Origin of the sequence: Serratia sp. CY32780 (assembly GCF_052169135.1) — a bacterium.
GTDB lineage: Bacteria > Pseudomonadota > Gammaproteobacteria > Enterobacterales > Enterobacteriaceae > Serratia > Serratia sarumanii.
In genome coordinates this window covers 1907584-1924287 of sequence record NZ_JBJNLI010000001.1, presented here as the reverse complement: position 1 = coordinate 1924287, position 16704 = coordinate 1907584, and the positions used below count along the sequence as shown (strand labels likewise).

Annotated in this window: 18 protein-coding genes; 9 read left to right on the top strand and 9 right to left on the bottom strand. The window is 59.3% G+C overall.

Annotation, left to right across the window (positions count from 1 at the left end; translation table 11 throughout):
• Positions 1–31 precede the first annotated feature (31 nt).
• Positions 32–307 carry a hypothetical protein gene (locus tag ACJ8HH_RS09255; RefSeq protein ID WP_154067234.1) on the top strand — a complete coding sequence of 92 codons (276 nt, stop codon included), beginning with the start codon at positions 32–34 and terminating at the stop codon, positions 305–307.
• Positions 308–415: 108 nt separating this feature from the next.
• Positions 416–1180 carry a MipA/OmpV family protein gene (locus tag ACJ8HH_RS09250; protein ID WP_033647613.1) on the top strand — a complete coding sequence of 255 codons (765 nt, stop codon included), beginning with the start codon at positions 416–418 and terminating at the stop codon, positions 1178–1180.
• 95 nt (positions 1181–1275) lie between these two features.
• Here the strand turns inward: ACJ8HH_RS09250 and ACJ8HH_RS09245 are convergent, their stop codons facing one another.
• Positions 1276–2151 (bottom strand): D-hexose-6-phosphate mutarotase, encoded by an 876-nt coding sequence (locus tag ACJ8HH_RS09245; protein ID WP_033634810.1) that lies wholly within the window; start codon positions 2149–2151, stop codon positions 1276–1278.
• Between the two features lie 83 nt (positions 2152–2234).
• Positions 2235–3230: a glyceraldehyde-3-phosphate dehydrogenase gene (gene gapA, locus ACJ8HH_RS09240; RefSeq protein WP_004932222.1), complete on the bottom strand. Its 996-nt coding sequence runs from the start codon at positions 3228–3230 to the stop codon at positions 2235–2237.
• Positions 3231–3578: 348 nt separating this feature from the next.
• On the opposite strand from gapA, the gene msrB reads away from it, so the two are divergent.
• A complete protein-coding gene (gene msrB / locus ACJ8HH_RS09235) occupies positions 3579–3992 on the top strand; it encodes a peptide-methionine (R)-S-oxide reductase MsrB (RefSeq protein ID WP_004932219.1) in 414 nt (137 codons plus the stop codon).
• A gap of 63 nt (positions 3993–4055) precedes the next feature.
• Positions 4056–4328, top strand: coding sequence for a YeaC family protein (locus ACJ8HH_RS09230; protein ID WP_033634809.1), 273 nt, complete (start codon positions 4056–4058; stop codon positions 4326–4328).
• 46 nt (positions 4329–4374) lie between these two features.
• On the opposite strand, the gene ACJ8HH_RS09225 is transcribed toward ACJ8HH_RS09230, so the two are convergent.
• The 4 genes from ACJ8HH_RS09225 to sppA all read right to left on the bottom strand — a co-directional run bounded on the left by ACJ8HH_RS09225 (position 4375) and on the right by sppA (position 9506).
• Complete coding sequence (locus ACJ8HH_RS09225; RefSeq protein ID WP_033647611.1) at positions 4375–5652, bottom strand: glycoside hydrolase family 18 protein; 1278 nt, start codon at positions 5650–5652, stop codon at positions 4375–4377.
• 232 nt (positions 5653–5884) lie between these two features.
• Positions 5885–6517, bottom strand: coding sequence for a bifunctional nicotinamidase/pyrazinamidase (gene pncA, locus ACJ8HH_RS09220; protein ID WP_033647610.1), 633 nt, complete (start codon positions 6515–6517; stop codon positions 5885–5887).
• A 22-nt stretch (positions 6518–6539) separates the two neighbouring features.
• Complete coding sequence (ansA, locus tag ACJ8HH_RS09215) at positions 6540–7556, bottom strand: asparaginase (protein WP_033638505.1); 1017 nt, start codon at positions 7554–7556, stop codon at positions 6540–6542.
• Between the two features lie 93 nt (positions 7557–7649).
• The gene (gene sppA / locus ACJ8HH_RS09210) at positions 7650–9506 is read right to left on the bottom strand and encodes a signal peptide peptidase SppA (protein WP_197766217.1); all 1857 of its coding nucleotides are present in this window, start codon (positions 9504–9506) and stop codon (positions 7650–7652) included.
• Between the two features lie 160 nt (positions 9507–9666).
• Between sppA and ACJ8HH_RS09205 the strand changes: the two genes are divergently transcribed.
• From ACJ8HH_RS09205 to ACJ8HH_RS09185, 5 genes are all read left to right on the top strand, one after another.
• On the top strand, positions 9667–10218 hold the full coding sequence (locus ACJ8HH_RS09205) for an NAD(P)H nitroreductase (RefSeq protein WP_004932204.1): 552 nt from the start codon (positions 9667–9669) through the stop codon (positions 10216–10218).
• A 157-nt stretch (positions 10219–10375) separates the two neighbouring features.
• Positions 10376–11419, top strand: coding sequence for a selenide, water dikinase SelD (gene selD, locus ACJ8HH_RS09200; protein ID WP_033647609.1), 1044 nt, complete (start codon positions 10376–10378; stop codon positions 11417–11419).
• Between the two features lie 8 nt (positions 11420–11427).
• Complete coding sequence (gene mnmH, locus ACJ8HH_RS09195) at positions 11428–12537, top strand: tRNA 2-selenouridine(34) synthase MnmH (protein ID WP_043147569.1); 1110 nt, start codon at positions 11428–11430, stop codon at positions 12535–12537.
• Entirely contained in the window at positions 12537–14462 is a 1926-nt protein-coding gene (locus ACJ8HH_RS09190) for a DNA topoisomerase III (RefSeq protein ID WP_060451621.1), read from the top strand. The genes mnmH and ACJ8HH_RS09190 overlap by 1 nt, the downstream gene beginning before the upstream one ends.
• Positions 14459–14755 (top strand): YnjH family protein, encoded by a 297-nt coding sequence (locus tag ACJ8HH_RS09185; RefSeq protein ID WP_033634799.1) that lies wholly within the window; start codon positions 14459–14461, stop codon positions 14753–14755. Before ACJ8HH_RS09190 ends, ACJ8HH_RS09185 begins: the two co-directional genes overlap by 4 nt.
• A gap of 21 nt (positions 14756–14776) precedes the next feature.
• On the opposite strand, the gene ACJ8HH_RS09180 is transcribed toward ACJ8HH_RS09185, so the two are convergent.
• The 3 genes from ACJ8HH_RS09180 to ACJ8HH_RS09170 form a co-directional block, all read right to left on the bottom strand.
• Positions 14777–15178, bottom strand: coding sequence for a pyrimidine (deoxy)nucleoside triphosphate diphosphatase (locus ACJ8HH_RS09180; protein ID WP_060438583.1), 402 nt, complete (start codon positions 15176–15178; stop codon positions 14777–14779).
• Between the two features lie 44 nt (positions 15179–15222).
• Positions 15223–16029, bottom strand: coding sequence for an exodeoxyribonuclease III (gene xthA, locus ACJ8HH_RS09175; RefSeq protein WP_033647602.1), 807 nt, complete (start codon positions 16027–16029; stop codon positions 15223–15225).
• A 101-nt stretch (positions 16030–16130) separates the two neighbouring features.
• Entirely contained in the window at positions 16131–16703 is a 573-nt protein-coding gene (locus ACJ8HH_RS09170; RefSeq protein WP_033654366.1) for a TIGR00730 family Rossman fold protein, read from the bottom strand.
• Between the last annotated feature and the right edge of the window lies 1 nt (position 16704).

Sequence of the window (16704 nt, the reverse complement as noted above, 5' to 3'; positions counted from 1 at the left end):
TTTCGTTATTAGCACAGGTTAAAGAGAGCGTGTGATAGTGTTCTGGCCCCCGGAAGATGAGAATACGCCTGAGTACAGCAACCCGTATGCCAACTTGGTGCGCTTATTATCGCGAGTTGCGCTGTTTGCCACTGGGCTCAGGATAAATTCACCTTCTGATTTAAGCTTAGTTTGCTTGCCGGAAAATTTCCTGCCGCAGAAAAAGCTTTTTTTAAGTCATATCAATGACTCAGTTATTACAGTGGAAGCCAAATGCCTTGTCTGGCGCGGCCTGCAGGATGAAACGTCATCGTTCCGCCATGATTAATTCATAATTCCGCTATAAGTTATTCGATCTTGGTCGTTTTCTATTGTAAAGATTAGGCGCGCAACTAAATTTTCACATAAACTATTGCGGCTATTAACCCTGTAATTTATGGAAAAAGAACCAGTGAAGATTTCAAAACTCAAAACGCTAGCAATTATCGCTTCCGCAATGGTTTGTGCGCAAAGTGCTCAGGCGGGAACCTGGTCACTCGGCGCCGGCGCGCTGGTTAGCCCGGACGCGTATCGCGGTTATCAGGATCGCGTATATCCGGTGCCCGTCATCGACTATGAAGGTGACGACTTCTACTTCCGTACTCTGACCGCCGGTTACTACCTGTGGAAAGATCAAGAAAACCAGCTGAGCATCATGGGTTACTACACGCCATGGGGCTACCGCCCTGGCGACAGCGATGACGATCGCATGAAGCGTCTCGACAAACGCCGCGGCACGCTGATGGCCGGCCTGGCTTATTCGCACCACGCGGAGTGGGGCACCCTCCGCACCACCTTCACCGGCGACACGTTGAACTACAGCAACGGGCTGGTGGGCGATGTGGCTTATCTGTACAAGTTTGATCTGGACGCGCTGACGCTGGTCCCGGGCGTAGGCGTGATGTGGAACAGCAAAAACCAGAACAAATATTACTACGGCGTCAGCGCCAATGAATCGCGCCGCAGCGGCCTGGACAGCTATACCCCAGGCGATAGCTGGGCGCCGTACCTTGAGCTGAGCGCCAATTACCAGATCAATAAAAGCTGGAACGCCTTCTTCCTCGGCCGCTATGTGAAGTTGTCGGATGAAGTGAAAGACAGCCCGATGGTGGATAAATCCTACACCGGTTTGTTGATGACGGGTGTGAGCTACACCTTCTAATCACGCATTGCACGATTATCGTGCATGGCGTGCATCAAAAAAGGGGCGCTGGCGCCCCTTTTGCACATCTGCAGTGCGCTGTCGCGCGCGGCGCCTCAGGCCTTCTTACGGCTGCGGAAGGTCACGCCCAAACGGGCGGGTTGCTCGCCGGCGGCGACCAGCGGTTTGCTGACGCGCCCGGTCTCGATGCAGACCATGGTCTTGTAACCGTCGTTCGGCATATCCCCCATGCTGCAGGATAGCTCCACGCCGGGGTTCCAGGCGATGACGTCGCTCATATGATGGTGGTGAACCTCTATGGTGCGCGCGAGCGCCGGATCGCGGATCTGGCTGAAGGCCTCCGGGCGGGTATAGACGCGGTCGGTTTGGCCGACGAAGGTCACTTCGCCTTCCTGAAGCGCCTCTGCGCCGCCCGCCACCTTGTCGATATAAGGCTCGCCCAGGCCCGCCACGCTGACCCGATCGATGTCGCCGACCTGGAAGTAACTGTGCAGCGCCGCCGTGGCCTGATAATCGCCGTGCGATTCCAGTTCGATTTCGCACTCCGCACCCAGCTTGAAGCGGGCAATCAGCGTGAAAGCGTGCGGCCACAATTTGCGGGTTTGCTCATTGTCCTTCAGCGTAAAGGTCAGGATGACGCCGTTGTCATCTTCATCGTGCGCCGTCAGGCTCCAGGGCTGGTTGCGGGCAAAACCGTGGGAGGGTTGCGCCACCGGGCCGAACCACGGCCAGCAGATCGGCACGCCGCCGCGGATGGCCTTGCCTTTGGCGAAGGGGGTATTGTTGCTGAGCCAAATCACCGGCTGCTCACCGCTGGGCTGCCAGGCCAGCAAATGGGCGCCTTGCAGCGCGACGGCCGCGCGCACTTTCGGATGCGACACCACAACCACGCCCAGCTCATCGAGTTGCCGCTGGCTGATGTAAGGCGAAATCTGTTCGGAAACGGGCAGGGTGAAAATTTTCTCGTTCATTTCATGACCTATTGTTTGCCGGAGAGACAAATAAAAAAGGGCGACAAAAATGTCGCCCTCATTATCAGCTTAACATCATGCCATTACTTGGAGATGTGAGCGATCAGATCCAGAACCTTGTTGGAATAACCGGTTTCGTTGTCGTACCAGGAAACCAGTTTCACGAAGTTGTCGTTCAGTGCGATACCGGCTTTGGCATCGAACACGGAAGTCAGCACTTCGCCGTTGAAATCGGTGGAAACCACGTCGTCTTCAACGTAGCCCAGAACGCCTTTCATAGAACCTTCAGCGGCGTCTTTGATGGCTTTCTTGATTTCTTCGTAGGTAGCCGCTTTTTCCAGACGCACGGTCAGGTCAACAACGGATACGTTTGGCGTCGGTACGCGGAACGCCATACCGGTCAGTTTGCCTTTCAGCTCTGGCAGAACAACGCCAACCGCTTTCGCTGCGCCGGTAGAAGAAGGGATGATGTTCTGGGATGCGCCGCGGCCGCCGCGCCAGTCTTTGTGGGACGGGCCATCAACGGTTTTCTGAGTGGCGGTGGTCGCGTGAACGGTGGTCATCAGGCCTTCAACGATACCGAAGTTGTCGTTGATGACTTTAGCCAGTGGCGCCAGGCAGTTGGTGGTGCAAGAGGCGTTGGACACGATGTCCTGGCCGGCATATTTATCAAAGTTGGCGCCGCGCACGAACATTGGGGTCGCATCTTTGGATGGGCCAGTCAGAACCACTTTTTTGGCGCCGGCGGTGATGTGCTTACGTGCGGTTTCGTCGGTCAGGAAGATACCGGTCGCTTCAGCAACCACGTCAACACCCACTTCGTTCCACTTCAGGTTAGCCGGGTCTTTCTCTGCGGTAACACGGATGGTTTTGCCGTTAACAACCAGGTGGCCGTCTTTAACTTCTACCGTACCGTTGAAACGGCCGTGAGTAGAGTCATACTTCAGCATGTAAGCCATGTACTCTGCGTCCAACAGGTCGTTGATTGCAACGATCTCGATGTCAGAACGCTCTTGAGCAGCACGGAAAACAATGCGACCGATACGGCCAAAACCGTTGATACCTACTTTGATAGTCATATATTCCACCAGCTATTTGTTAGTGAATAAAAGGTTGGTTGTAAAATTACAAAAACCTTACCCAGCGTCAAGCGGAATCGTGTCAATTCTTGCGGCAAGTCAAACCGGAAGGGTGGTTTTGCACGCTTATTGCACAGTCCATTTGCGCTCGGCCTCATCCGTTATATGGGGACAAGCCGCCAAGTATAAAGTCAGCATACGCAAGATGTGTGATCGCTATCACATATCATCGTGACGTGGCCTTTATGGGCTACAGTTTAGGCCAAAAACCCCTGCAGCGGTGTTAATTTTTTGTTATTATTAATCATTGTTTTCGTTGACATTATCCACATTCAGAGATAAGCACAAATGGCTAAAGAGACAACCCCCGGTCATCCGGTCACGGAACTGAATGAAATCCAACGTTATGTGACGCAACAGCGCGGCACCGAAGCGCCGTTCAGCGGCAAATTGCTGCACAACAAGCGCGAGGGCGTGTACCATTGCCTGTGTTGTAACCAGCCGCTGTTCTATTCCGAAACCAAATACGATTCCGGCTGCGGCTGGCCGAGCTTTTATGAGCCGGTTTCCGCCGATGCTATCCGTTATCTTGATGATAATTCACATAATATGCATCGTGTTGAAATCCGCTGCGGCCATTGCGACGCGCACCTGGGGCACGTTTTCCCCGATGGCCCGCAGCCGACCGGCGATCGCTACTGCGTCAATTCCGCTTCACTGAGCTTTACCGATGGCGAAAATGGCGACCAAACGGCTGGTTAAGTGGTAATTTAACCAACAAAATCGATTCAGCTAATTATTCATCCGTAAGCGAGAAGGGCTCTGATGGACGTGAAAGATCTGATTGCGGCGATGACGCCCGAGATATACCAGCGCCTGGTACAGGCGGTTGAGCTGGGCAAATGGCCGGACGGCGTGGCGCTGACGCCGGAGCAAAAAGAAAACAGCCTGCAGGCGGTGATGCTGTGGCAGTCGATGAACAACGTCGATCCGCAGCACATGAGCATCGGCACCGACGGGCAGATCGTGATGAAGAGCAAGCAAGAGCTGAAACAGCAGTTCGTTGCCGAGCCGTTGGCCAAACTCAAACCGCAGTAAGGCTTCCCTAATTAAAGCGGGGCGATGTCGCCATCGCCCCGTCGATTCACCGTTTTTCGCCCTTAATTCCCAGCGATTCCGCCAGCTGCTGCGCCAGCCGATTGTTGTCATCCGCGCCGTATTCCCAGAACATCGCACCGCCCAATCCCTGACTTTTGATGTATTCGGCCTTGATGGCCACCGAACGCGGATTCTCGTAGGAGATTGCGAACAGCGGCTTGCCTTCGGCGGATTGCAGTGTCAGGTAAGGCACTTTGGCGTCGTCATCCCAGTGCTCGCGAAAACGATGCTGCGGATCGTTGAGCAATTTGCTGACGATATCGTGGTATTTAAAGTAAGTGTCTTTGCTGAGATCCAGCCCCAGCGCGTTGAACAGGGCGGTTTCTCGCGCGCTGAAGTAAGGTTGCGTCACCGGATGTTTGGCGGCGTCCGGCTTGTCCCAGTCGATACCCGCCTCGGTCGCCCGTTTCGGAACCCGGCCGTAGAAACCGATGCCCAGGTTCATCTGCGCCGGTTTCAGGCCGGCAGCCAGATAATTCTTGACCACGAAATCGGCGCTGTAGCGATCGGCGGCCGCCACGGTTGGCCAACGCTTTGAATCGTACAGGTTGGCATTGAAGTACTGCGTGCCGTAAGCCATGTCGTAGGTCATCAGATTGATGTAGTCGAGGTAAGGGGAAATGCTTTTCACATCAACCCATTCCTGCGGGCTTTTGACGTTGGCCCCGACGGCGATGGTTAACAGCTTGCCTTTACCCAGCGCCTGATGAAGCTCTTTCAGCAGCAGGGTGAAGTTGTCGCGATCCGCCGGTTGGCTTTCCACCAGCCCCCAGGCGCCGTTCACCGGATATTCCCAGTCCAGATCGATACCATCCAGCTGATACTGGGCGATCACCTGCAGCGCGGAACGGATGAATATCGCCCGGTTTTCCGCAGTTGCCGCGGCGGCGGAGAAACCCCGTGCGCCCCAGCCGCCGACCGACAGCAGCACTTTCAGCTCGGGGTTCTGCTTGCGCAGCGTCGGTAGCCGTTGCAGATCGGCCATCACCTTCGGCGACAGGTAGATCTGGTGGCGGCGAGCGGGGTCTTTCAACACCGCATTGGTTTCGTCTTTCTCGCCGTTGTAGATCAGTCCGAACGAATAGTTGAGGTGGGTGATTTGCGTGACGTCCAGCTTGTCGATGTCGCCACCGGGGCCGGCGGTGACGTCGCCGCCGCCGTTGAAGTAGCCGACGGAGAGATAAGCCGCCTGGGCCGTGCCTGCGCCGGCCATAGCCAACTGCACCGCCGCCAGCAAAGGCAGCAGTTTTCGGGTTATTTTCATGTCTTTCTCCTTGGGTCGGCAAGGCCGACCGTACCGCCAGAGGCGGTCACAATAAAGCCGGGCTCAGTGGGCCTCGGATGCGTATAACCGATTGACGCCAAAAGCGTCGCAGCCATAACAGCAAAAGCGCCTGCTGCTCACAAGCCGTTGGGGAAGAAGAAGGGCGATATGGTGAGCGGCGTCGAAATTTTCGCCACCGCGCAGAGAGGGCGCTGATGGCGCCCTGGAGGATTTAGTTGGCGAGGAATTGTGACAGGGTAACCAGTTGCGCACCGGCGCACGCCATGTCCTGCAGCGCCCGCTCGCTGTCGTCCGGCTGCAGATTCACGCCGCGGCAGCCGTCGACGATCACCTGCGTTGGATAGCCGGCGGCCAGCGCATCCAGCACGCTGAACTTGACGCAGTAGTCGGTCGCCAGGCCCATGATTGCCAGCCGCTGGACGCCCTGCGATTGCAGCCAGCCGTGCAGTTCGGTCTGCGCTCGGTGGCCGTTATCGAAGAATGCGCTGTAGCTGTCGATATCCGTATCCTGCCCTTTGCGAAAAACGGCATTGATATGTTGCCGCTGTAACTGGGGGTGAAAATCGGCGCCGTGGCTCCCTTGCACGCAGTGCACCGGCCACCACACCTGCGGCAGGCCTTCCAGCTCGCCGAGGGTGCCGACCTGCGCATGGGAGTTCACCGCAAAACTGCGGTGATTGGCGGGATGCCAGTCCTGGCTGGCTACCACCGGTTCGCCACGCGCCAGACAGGCGGCGATCGCCTGATTGGCCACCGGGATGACGGCGTCGCCCGCCGTGACCGCCAGCGCGCCGCCGGGGCAGAAATCGTTTTGCAGATCGATCAACAACAGGGCCGTTTTCATCTCCGCTCCAGAGTTCAGTAGGTTAACCGTTGATGCTCAGCTCGCCGCGCAGGTCTTGCTGCATCAGGGCGCGGATTTGTTCCGGCGTCAGCGGCTGGCTCAGCAGGTAGTGCAGCTTGGTCAGGGCGGCTTCCACCGTCATGTCGAAACCGCTGATCACCCCGGCGTGCGCCAGCGCGTTGCCGGTGGCGTAGCCTTCCATATTGACGCGCCCGGAGATGCACTGCGTTAGGTTCACCACCACGATGCCGCGTTCTGAGGCCGCGCGCAACTCGTCGATCAGCTCGGCCTTCTGCGGCGCGTTGCCGACGCCGTAGGAACGCAGGATCAGCGCTTTGACCGGCTGCAGCAGGAAGTTGCGCACCACCGCGCCGGAAATGCCCGGATAGATAGTGACCACGCCGATCGGCTGCGGCGTAATGTCGTGCACCCGCAGCGCGCCGTTGCATGGCGGGCTGTCGATGCCTTGCTGGCGGCGAATGTGAATACCGGCTTCCAGCAGCGGCGGCAGATTCGGGGAGGCGAAGGCGTCGAAGCCGTCGGCGTGCGCTTTGGTGGTGCGGTTGCCGCGGAACAGCTTGTTGTTGAAGAACAGGCTGACTTCATTCACCGGATGGTTGGCCGCCAGATACAGCGCGTTGAGCAGGTTGGTCTGGCCATCGGAGCGCAGCTCCGCCAGCGGAATCTGCGAGCCGGTGACGATCACCGGTTTAGCCAGGTTTTCCAGCATGAAGGAGAGTGCCGACGCGGTGAACGCCATGGTGTCGGTGCCGTGCAGGATCACGAAGCCGTCGTAGCGATCGTAGTTCTGCTTGATGTCGTCGGCGATGTGCTGCCAGTCTTCCGGTGTCATATCCGAAGAGTCAATCAATGGCGCATATTCATGAATGGTGAAATCCGGCATTTCCGGGCGATGGAATTCGGGCATCAGCGCCAGCTGGCGCTGCAGGTGGCCGGAAACCGGGATATAGCCGTGATCGGAACGCTGCATGCCGATGGTGCCGCCGGTGTAGGCGACGTAAATGGATTTCTTTTGCATGGTCATGATTTTAACAAAGATAAGATGGGCTGAATTATAGGGGCATGGCGGCAGAAAAAAAGCCCGGCGATGGCCGGGCTGCAGAATTATTTGTTAGCGGACTTCTCCGCAGGTGAGACAGATCGCATAACGGTTTTGCGGATCGTTCAGGTTATTGAACAAACCCGGCTGTTCTTTCACCGCGTTGGCGACCGAGGCCAGCGGAGCGGGCAGCATGGCCTGAATCGCCGCCGGCAGCATGGCGTGAACGGAAACGCCGAACTGGCTGAGCACCATATCGCTCAGGCTTGGGGTATCGACGAACCAGTTGAGCTGCCACTGCTGCAGCTTCGCCAACTCGGCGGCTTTTTTCACCGCGTCGTCGAAATCGCCCAATTGATCGACCAGGCCGTTGGCCTTGGCGTCGCTGCCGAGCCAGACGTGGCCCTGGGCGATTTGGTCAACCTGCTGCGGGGTCATCTTGCGCGATTTGGCGACCAAATCGAGGAAGTTCTTATACCCGTTTTCGATGTTCAGCTGCATCATCTGCGAGAACTCCTGCGGCAGCGCCTTGGTGACCGCAATGTCGGCCAGCGGCGAGGTCGCCACGCCATCGGTGTGCACGCCCAGCGTATCCAGGGTTTTCTCGTAGGTGTTGATGATGCCGAAAATGCCGATGGAACCGGTCAGGGTGCTCGGGCTGGCGATGATGTAGTCGGCCGGCGTCGAAACCCAGTAGCCGCCCGACGCGGCCATGCCGCCCATCGAAACCACCACCGGTTTGCCGGCGGCGCGCACGGCGGCCAGTTCGGAACGGATCACTTCGGATGCGCTGACGCTGCCGCCCGGGCTGTTGACGCGGAACACCACGGCCTTGATGGCCGGATCCAGACGGGCTTGACGCAGTTCGGCGGCGGTGGTATCACCCCCGACGTTACCCGGCGTCTGCGGGCCGTCCATGATGGCGCCATTGGCGAAGACCACGGCGATCTTGCCGCCCTGATTGGCGTCCGGCTTCGGCTGATAGTCGTAGATGCTGATGGCGTTGAAATCGTTCGCCTGTTTATCCCAGCCGAAGGTCTTGACCAGCTGACTTTCGATCGCGGTGCGCGAGGCCAGCTCGTCCACCAGCTTATTGTCCAGCGCATAGCGAGCGGTGTCGCCACCGGCTGCCTGCAGGCCGCTCAGCACGCCGGCGGCGCCCGGGAACAGCTGCTGTGGCGTCAGCTGGCGGTTGGCCGCGACGGTTTCCAGATAGTTCTGCCACAGGCCGCCAATCCAGCGGCTGTCCGCTTCGCGCGCCGCCGGAGACATATCGTCGCGGATCAGTGGTTCGACCGCCGATTTATAGGTGCCGACGCGGAAGATATTGGTGGTGACCTTGAGCATGTCCAGCAACGACTTGTAATACAGGTTGTTGGTGGCGAAACCGTGCAGATCGACCGCGCCCTGCGGCGACAGATAGACCTTGTTGGCGTAGCTGGCCAGGAAGTATTGCGTCTGGTTGTAGCTGTCGCCGATGGCGAAGATCGGTTTGCCGCTGTCGCGGAACTCGCGCAGCGCCTTGCCGATATAGCGCAGCGACGGCTGATCGGCGCCGACGAAGTCATTCAGCTGCAACACCATGCCGGTAATGTTTTTATCGTCTTTGGCCTTGCGGATGCTATCGACCACGTCGAACAGCGAGTTTTCCTGCAGACGGCTGCTGGAGGCGCCCAACAGCTCGCGGCCCCATTGCCGCACCCGGTTGTTTACCGAGGGCTGATCGACCACCACGCCGCTTAAATCGACCAGCAGCGCGCCGCGCGCCGGGGCCGTCGTGGTGGAGGAACTTTGGAAGGACAGATAGATGCCAACCCCAACCAGGATCAGCAAGACCAGGAACAGGTTAAGGATCAGTTCCCTGATAAAATTCAGCAGACGCCATGTCCACCGGAAAATGCCGGCAATAATTTGCCACAATGTGCGCATGTGCTCTCCAACAAGAGTCGAGAATGTTCCGCTATCCTAATGAGCGGCCGGGGAAATGTCAGCTTTAAATCGTGGCACACAGACGCTATCGCCGAGGCTGTAACTCGTCGTTTAGCTATGTTAACGTGGCCGGAATGAAAATTGTTATCAGGAGTTTACGATGGATGCTCTGGATCTTTTATTGAATCGCCGCTCGGCTTCGCGCCTGGCGGAACCGGCGCCGGCGGGGGAAGTGCGCCAAAATATCATCAACGCGGGCCTGCGTGCGCCCGATCACGGCGCGCTGCAGCCGTGGCGTTTCGTGATGATCGAAAATCAGGGTCTGGAGCGCTTCAGCCAGCTGCTGCAGGCGGCGGCGAAACAGGATCAGCTGGACGAAGCGGCGATCGAAAAGGCCACCAAGGCGCCGTTCCGCGCGCCGCTGATCATCACCGTCATTGCGCACTGCACTGAAGAGACCAAGGTGCCGCGCTGGGAACAGGTGGTTTCCGCCGGTTGCGCGGTGCAGGCGATGCAGATGGCGGCGCTGGCGCAGGGCTTTAACGGCATCTGGCGCACCGGCGCCTGGACCGAGCATGCGCTGGTGCGCGAAGCCTTCGGCTGCCGCGAGCAGGACGAGATCGTCGGTTTCCTCTATCTGGGCACGCCGCAGCTGAAGGCCGCCACCAAGGTGACGCCGCCGGACAGCACGCCTTTCGTCAGCTATTTCTGAGTTTTCTCCCGCGGGGCGCGGCGAAAATGCGCCAAACCCCGCAAAATCGCATGGTTTCTGAGCAGGCCGTTCGCTTATAGGCGACCTGCTCTTATCAATCCCTTCGGCAAGCGCTACCCTATGTTATCTTGAGTGCCGTTACCGAAGGGAGTGGACTATGACATCGCCAGCGATCCGTTTAACCCAGTACAGCCATGGCGCTGGCTGCGGCTGCAAAATCTCACCGAAAGTTCTCGAAACCATCTTGCACAGCGAGCGAGAAAAGTTTGTCGATCCGCGCCTGTTGGTCGGCAATGAAACCCGCGACGACGCGGCGGTGTACGACATCGGCAACGGCGTCGGCATCATCAGCACCACTGACTTTTTCATGCCGATCGTCGACGATCCGTTCGATTTCGGCCGCATTGCGGCAGCCAACGCCATCAGCGACGTGTATGCGATGGGCGGCAAACCGATCATGGCGATCGCCATTCTCGGCTGGCCGATCGCCAAGCTGCCGCCGGAGGTGGCGCAGCAGGTGATCGACGGCGGCCGTTTCGCCTGCCAGCAGGCGGGGATCGCGCTGGCCGGCGGCCATTCCATCGATGCGCCGGAACCTATTTTCGGCCTGGCGGTCACCGGCGTGGTCAATATCGAGCGGGTGAAGAAAAACAGCGCGGCACAGGCCGGGGCGAAACTCTATCTGACCAAGCCGCTGGGCATCGGCGTGCTCACGACCGCCGAGAAACAAAGCAAACTGCGCACTGAGCATCAGGGCCTGGCGACCGAAGTGATGTGCCGCCTGAACAAGCCGGGCGCCGATTTTGCCGAGGTGGCGGGCGTCACGGCGATGACCGATATCACCGGTTTTGGCCTGCTGGGCCACCTGAGCGAGGTGTGCCAGGGCTCCGGTCTGCAGGCGACGGTCTGGTTCGATCGGGTGCCGAAGCTGCCGGACGTCGAGGCGTATATCGCCGAAGGGTGCGTGCCGGGCGGCACCGGGCGCAACTTCGACAGCTATGGCCATCTGGTGGGCGAGATGAGCGATTTGCAGCGCCAGCTGCTGTGCGATCCACAAACCTCCGGCGGCTTGCTGTTGGCGGTATTGCCAGAGGCGGAAGCGCAGGTGCTGGCGATTGCCGGGCAGCACGGTATCACCCTCAACGCTATCGGTGAATTGCATGCCGCACAGACCGGGCAGCCACTGATCGAGGTCGTGTAGTGTCCCACATGCAAGGAAGGCCGGACAGCGACGATTACCCACGCATTTTCCTGCAGGACGTGCCGCTGATTGACGTGCGCGCACCGATCGAATTTCAGCAGGGCGCCTTCGCACAGGCGGTGAATTTACCGCTGATGATCGACAGCGAACGCCAGGCGGTCGGCACCTGCTATAAGCAGCATGGGCAGCAGGCGGCGATCGCGCTCGGCCACAGCCTGGTGAACGGCAAACTGCGCGAACAGCGCACCGCCGCCTGGCTGGCGGCCTGCGCAGCGCGGCCCGCAGGCTATATTTACTGCTTCCGCGGCGGGCTGCGCTCGCAGCTGGTGCAGCAATGGCTGCACGAGGCCGGCGTGGATTATCCGCGTATCACTGGCGGTTATAAGGCGCTGCGCAATTATCTGCTCGGTGTACTGACGCAAAGCGCGCAATTGCCGATGGCCCTGGTGGGCGGCAATACCGGCAGCGGCAAGACGCTGCTGGTCAACGAACTGGCCGACGGCGTCGATCTGGAAGGCGCGGCGCGCCATCGCGGTTCATCTTTTGGCCGAACGCTGGCGGGGCAGAGCTCGCAGATAGATTTTGAGAATCGTCTGGCTGTGTTATTGCTGAAAAAACAGCATGGTGGCAGCCGCCGTTGGGTGCTGGAAGACGAAGGGCGGATCATCGGCAGCAACAATCTGCCGTTGCCGTTGTTCAACGGCATGCAGCAGGCGCCGGTGGCGGTGATCGACGATCCGTTCGATATTCGTCTGGCGCGTCTGCAGGCCGAATATATCGACGGTATGCGCGAACAGTTCGAACAGGCCTATGGCATGGAAGAGGGCTGGCGGCAGTACGACGACTATTTGCATCATGGCCTGTTCGCCATTCGCCGCCGTTTGGGCCTGGAGCGCTTCCAGCAGTTGACGCAGCGGCTGGAGGCGGCGCTGCGGGCGCAGCGCCTCAGCGGCGAGGGCGACGCGCACCGCGAGTGGTTGGCGCCTCTGTTGCAGCAGTACTACGATCCGATGTATTGCTATCAGCTGGAAAAGAAAGCCCAGCGGATCGTCTTCCGCGGGAACTATGCAGAAGTAAGAGAATTCTTGATGACGTTCAGCCAGAAAAACGGTGATTAATGCGACTGTTCATAGCCGAGAAACCGAGTTTGGCGCGCGCCATTGCCGACGTCTTGCCCAAGCCGCATCGCCGCGGCGACGGCTATATCGCCTGTGGCAACAACGACGTGGTGACCTGGTGCGTCGGCCATCTGTTGGAGCAGGCCCAGCCTGACGCCTATGACAGCCGCTATGCGCGCTGGTCGTTGGCGGATCTGCCAATCATCCCCGAAAAATGGCGCTTGCAGCCACGCCCTTCGGTCAGCAAACAGCTCAACGCGATTAAAAAGCTGCTGCACGAAGCCGATGAAGTGGTTCACGCCGGTGACCCGGATCGCGAGGGGCAACTGCTGGTGGATGAGGTGCTGGACTACCTGGATTTGACGGCGGAGAAGCGCCAGAACGTGCGCCGCTGTCTGATCAACGATCTCAATCCGCAGGCGGTGGAGCGTGCTGTCGAGCGTCTGCGCGACAACCGTGATTTCATTCCGTTGTGCGTGTCTGCGCTGGCGCGTTCGCGCGCCGACTGGCTGTACGGCATCAATATGACCCGCGCCTATACGCTGCTGGGCCGCAACGCCGGTTACGACGGCGTGCTGTCGGTGGGCAGGGTGCAGACCCCGGTGCTCGGATTGGTGGTGCGCCGCGATGAAGAGATCGAAAACTTCGTGCCAAAAGACTTCTTTGAGGTCAAGGCGCACATCGTCACGCCGAAAGAAGAGCGCTTTGTGGCGCTGTGGCAACCCAGCGAGTCCTGCGAACCTTATCAGGATGAAGAGGGGCGTTTGCTGCACCGGCCGTTGGCGGAGCACGTGGTCAAGCGCATCGAGGGGCAGCCTGCCCTGGTCACGTCCTATAATGATAAACGGGAATCAGATACCGCGCCGCTGCCGTTCTCGCTCTCTACGCTGCAAATCGAGGCGGCCCGGCGCTATAACCTCAGCGCGCAACAGGTGCTGGACGTTTGCCAGCGGCTGTACGAAACCCACAAATTGATCACCTATCCGCGTTCCGACTGCCGCTATCTGCCGGAAGAACATTTCGCCGGCCGCCACGCGGTGCTGAACGCCATCAGCGTGCACCAGCCTGAGCTGTATCCGCAGCCGGTGATCGACAGCGATCGCCGCAACCGCTGCTGGGACGATAAAAAGGTCGATGCGCACCACGCCATTATTCCCACCGCCCGCGCCGGCAAGGTGAATCTGACGCAGGATGAACGGAATGTGTATGGGCTGGTGGCGCGCCAGTACTTGATGCAATTCTGTCCGGATGCGGTGTTCCGCAAATGCGTGATCGAGCTGGATATCGCCGGCGGCAAATTCATCGCCAAGGCGCGTTTCCTGGCGGAGGCCGGTTGGCGTACGCTGCTGGGCAGCAAGGAGCGCGACGAGGAAAACGAAGGCGCGCCGCTGCCGGTGGTGGCCAAGGGCGATGAGCTGCTGTGCGAGCGCGGTGAAGTGGTGGAGCGCCAGACGCAGCCGCCGCGGCCGTTTACCGACGCCAGCCTGTTGTCGGCCATGACCGGCATCGCGCGGTTCGTACAAGATAAAGCGTTAAAGAAAATCCTGCGGGCGACCGATGGTTTAGGTACGGAAGCGACGCGAGCGGGGATCATCGAATTGCTGTTCAAACGGGCGTTTCTGTACAAGAAGGGGCGCTATATTCACTCCAGCGAAACCGGGCGCGCGTTGATTCACTCGCTGCCGGATCTTGCTGCGCGTCCTGATATGACGGCCAACTGGGAAGCCACGCTGACGCAAATCAGCGAGAAATCCTGCCGCTATCAGGACTTTATGCAGCCGTTGGTCGGCACGCTGCAAGAGCTGATTTATCAGGCCAAGCAGAGCCGGGCGAGCATGGCGTTTCGTGGGTTGTCACCGCCGCCTTCCAGCGGAGGCAAAAAACGCAGGAAAAGCGCCGGCAAGGCGCAGGAGAAGAGTGAATGAAGCATGGACTCAGTGGGGTTTTAGCCGCCGCTGTCTTGGCGTTTTCCGGCCTGGCCGCCGCCAATCGCGGCGATGTGGACGTGGTGTTGCCGGTTTCGCCGGAGATTTGGGGCACGGCCAAAAACGGCGTCAACCCGCCGCCGGCGCAGCCCTGCAACCGCTGTTGCGTCTACCAGAACCAGAATTATTCCGAAGGGGCGGTGCTCAAAGTCGAAGGGGAAGTGCTGCAGTGCGTGCGTGAGCCTAACACCATCGGCACCAACCCCTTGATTTGGGTGCGATTGAAGAAGTGACGATGTAACCTATCGCCGCGCTCAGCGCGCATCGTCTTGCGCGGCGATATAGTCCGCCAGCAGTGGAACGTCGGCGGGCGCCAGGGCGTATTCCTGCGCCTGTTGCGGCGTGACCCAGACCAGCGCCGAGTGGCAATGCAGCTGCAATTCACCGGAGAACTCCGCGACTCGCCAGGCATGCAGCCGGATGAGGCGTTCGCCTTGCTGCCACTGATTGCTGCCCACATGGTCGCCGATACGGGCGCAAATCCCCAACTCTTCATCCAGCTCGCGCGCCAGCGCCTCTGGCTGGCTTTCGCCGGCTTCAACCTTGCCGCCGGGAAACTCCCACAGACCGGCCTGATCGCTGCCTGCGCCGCGCTGGGCCAGCAAAATGCGGCCGTTCTGTTCCAGAATGGCGGCTACCACGTCGATAATTTTCATTGGCTTCACAGAGTAAAACCCCGGCGAGCGCCGGGGTGATGGGTTTACAGCGTAAATTCCGCCCACACCGGCGCATGGTCGGAAGGTTTCTCCATCCCACGGGTTTGGTAATCGATGCCGGTGGCGATGCAGCGCGAAGCCAGCGGGGTGCTGGCCAGCAGCAGATCGATACGCAGGCCGCGGTTGTCGTCGAACCCTTTGGAGCGGTAGTCGAACCACGAGAATTCGTCGCTGCGCCCCGGGTTGGCGTGGCGGTAGGTGTCCACCAGCCCCCAGTTCAGCAGGCGCTCCATCCATTCGCGCTCTTCCGGCAGGAAGGAACACTTGCCAGTGCGCAGCCAGCGTTTGCGGCTGTCTTCGCCGATGCCAATGTCATAATCGCTTGGGCTGATGTTCATGTCACCCATAATCAACACTGGGGATTCAGCCGACAGTTGCTGCTCCAGGTAGTTTTGCAGATCCTGATAAAAGCGTGTTTTAGCCGGGAATTTGATCGGGTGGTCGCGGCTTTCACCTTGCGGGAAGTAGCCGTTGATCACCGTCAGCGTGCCCTGCGGCGTAGCCAGATCGGCCATGATGATGCGACGCTGCGCATCTTCTTCATCGGTCGGGAAACCGCGGCGCACGGCCAGAGGCTCCGCTTTGGTCAGCAGCGCTACGCCGTAATGGCCTTTTTGCCCGTGATAGAACACGTGATAGCCGTGCTGGCTGACTTCTTCCAGCGGGAACATGTCGTCGTGAACTTTCGTTTCTTGCAGGCCGATCACGTCGGGCTGGTGCTGTTCGATAATTGCCGCCAGCTGATGCGGACGCGCGCGCAGTCCATTGATATTAAAAGAGACAAACTTCATGAGCGGTGCCGTTTTCACGATAAAAATGTGCTGTGATAGTAGCAGAGTTTGGCGGGAAATGTAACGCAGACAGCGGCGGGACCGCTGGCTGCGCAGCGGCTTTATCTCGCCCAGCGGTCGTAATTTTTGGGTTGATAGTCGTCAAACTGTTGCAGCAGCGTTTGCGCCGATTCACTGATGTGCAGGGTGCCGAGGTAGTCGTGGCGCATAAAGCCCTGATCGGCGACGTGCTCGAGGAACTGGCTCAGCGGGCGGTAGAACCCGTTGACGTTGAGCAGGCCGACCGGTTTGTTGTGATAGCCGATTTGCCCCCAGGTCCAGATTTCAAACAGCTCTTCCAGCGTGCCGATGCCGCCGGGCAGGGCGATAAAACTGTCCGCCAGCGCCGCCATACGGGCTTTGCGCGTGTGCATATCCGGCACCACTTCCAATTCAGTCAGGCCGCGATGCGCGGTTTCCGCTTCAACCAGGCGCTCGGGGATAATGCCGACAGCTTCACCGCCCGCCGCCAACACCGCGTCCGCCACGATCCCCATCAATCCTTTTTTGCCGCCGCCGTAGATTAAACGGCGCCCCTGCGCGGCCAGCAGCTGCCCCAGTTGACGAGCCTGCTCGGCATAAGCGGGATTGACGCCTTCGCTGGCGCCACAAAAAACGCAAATATTGTTTCGCATC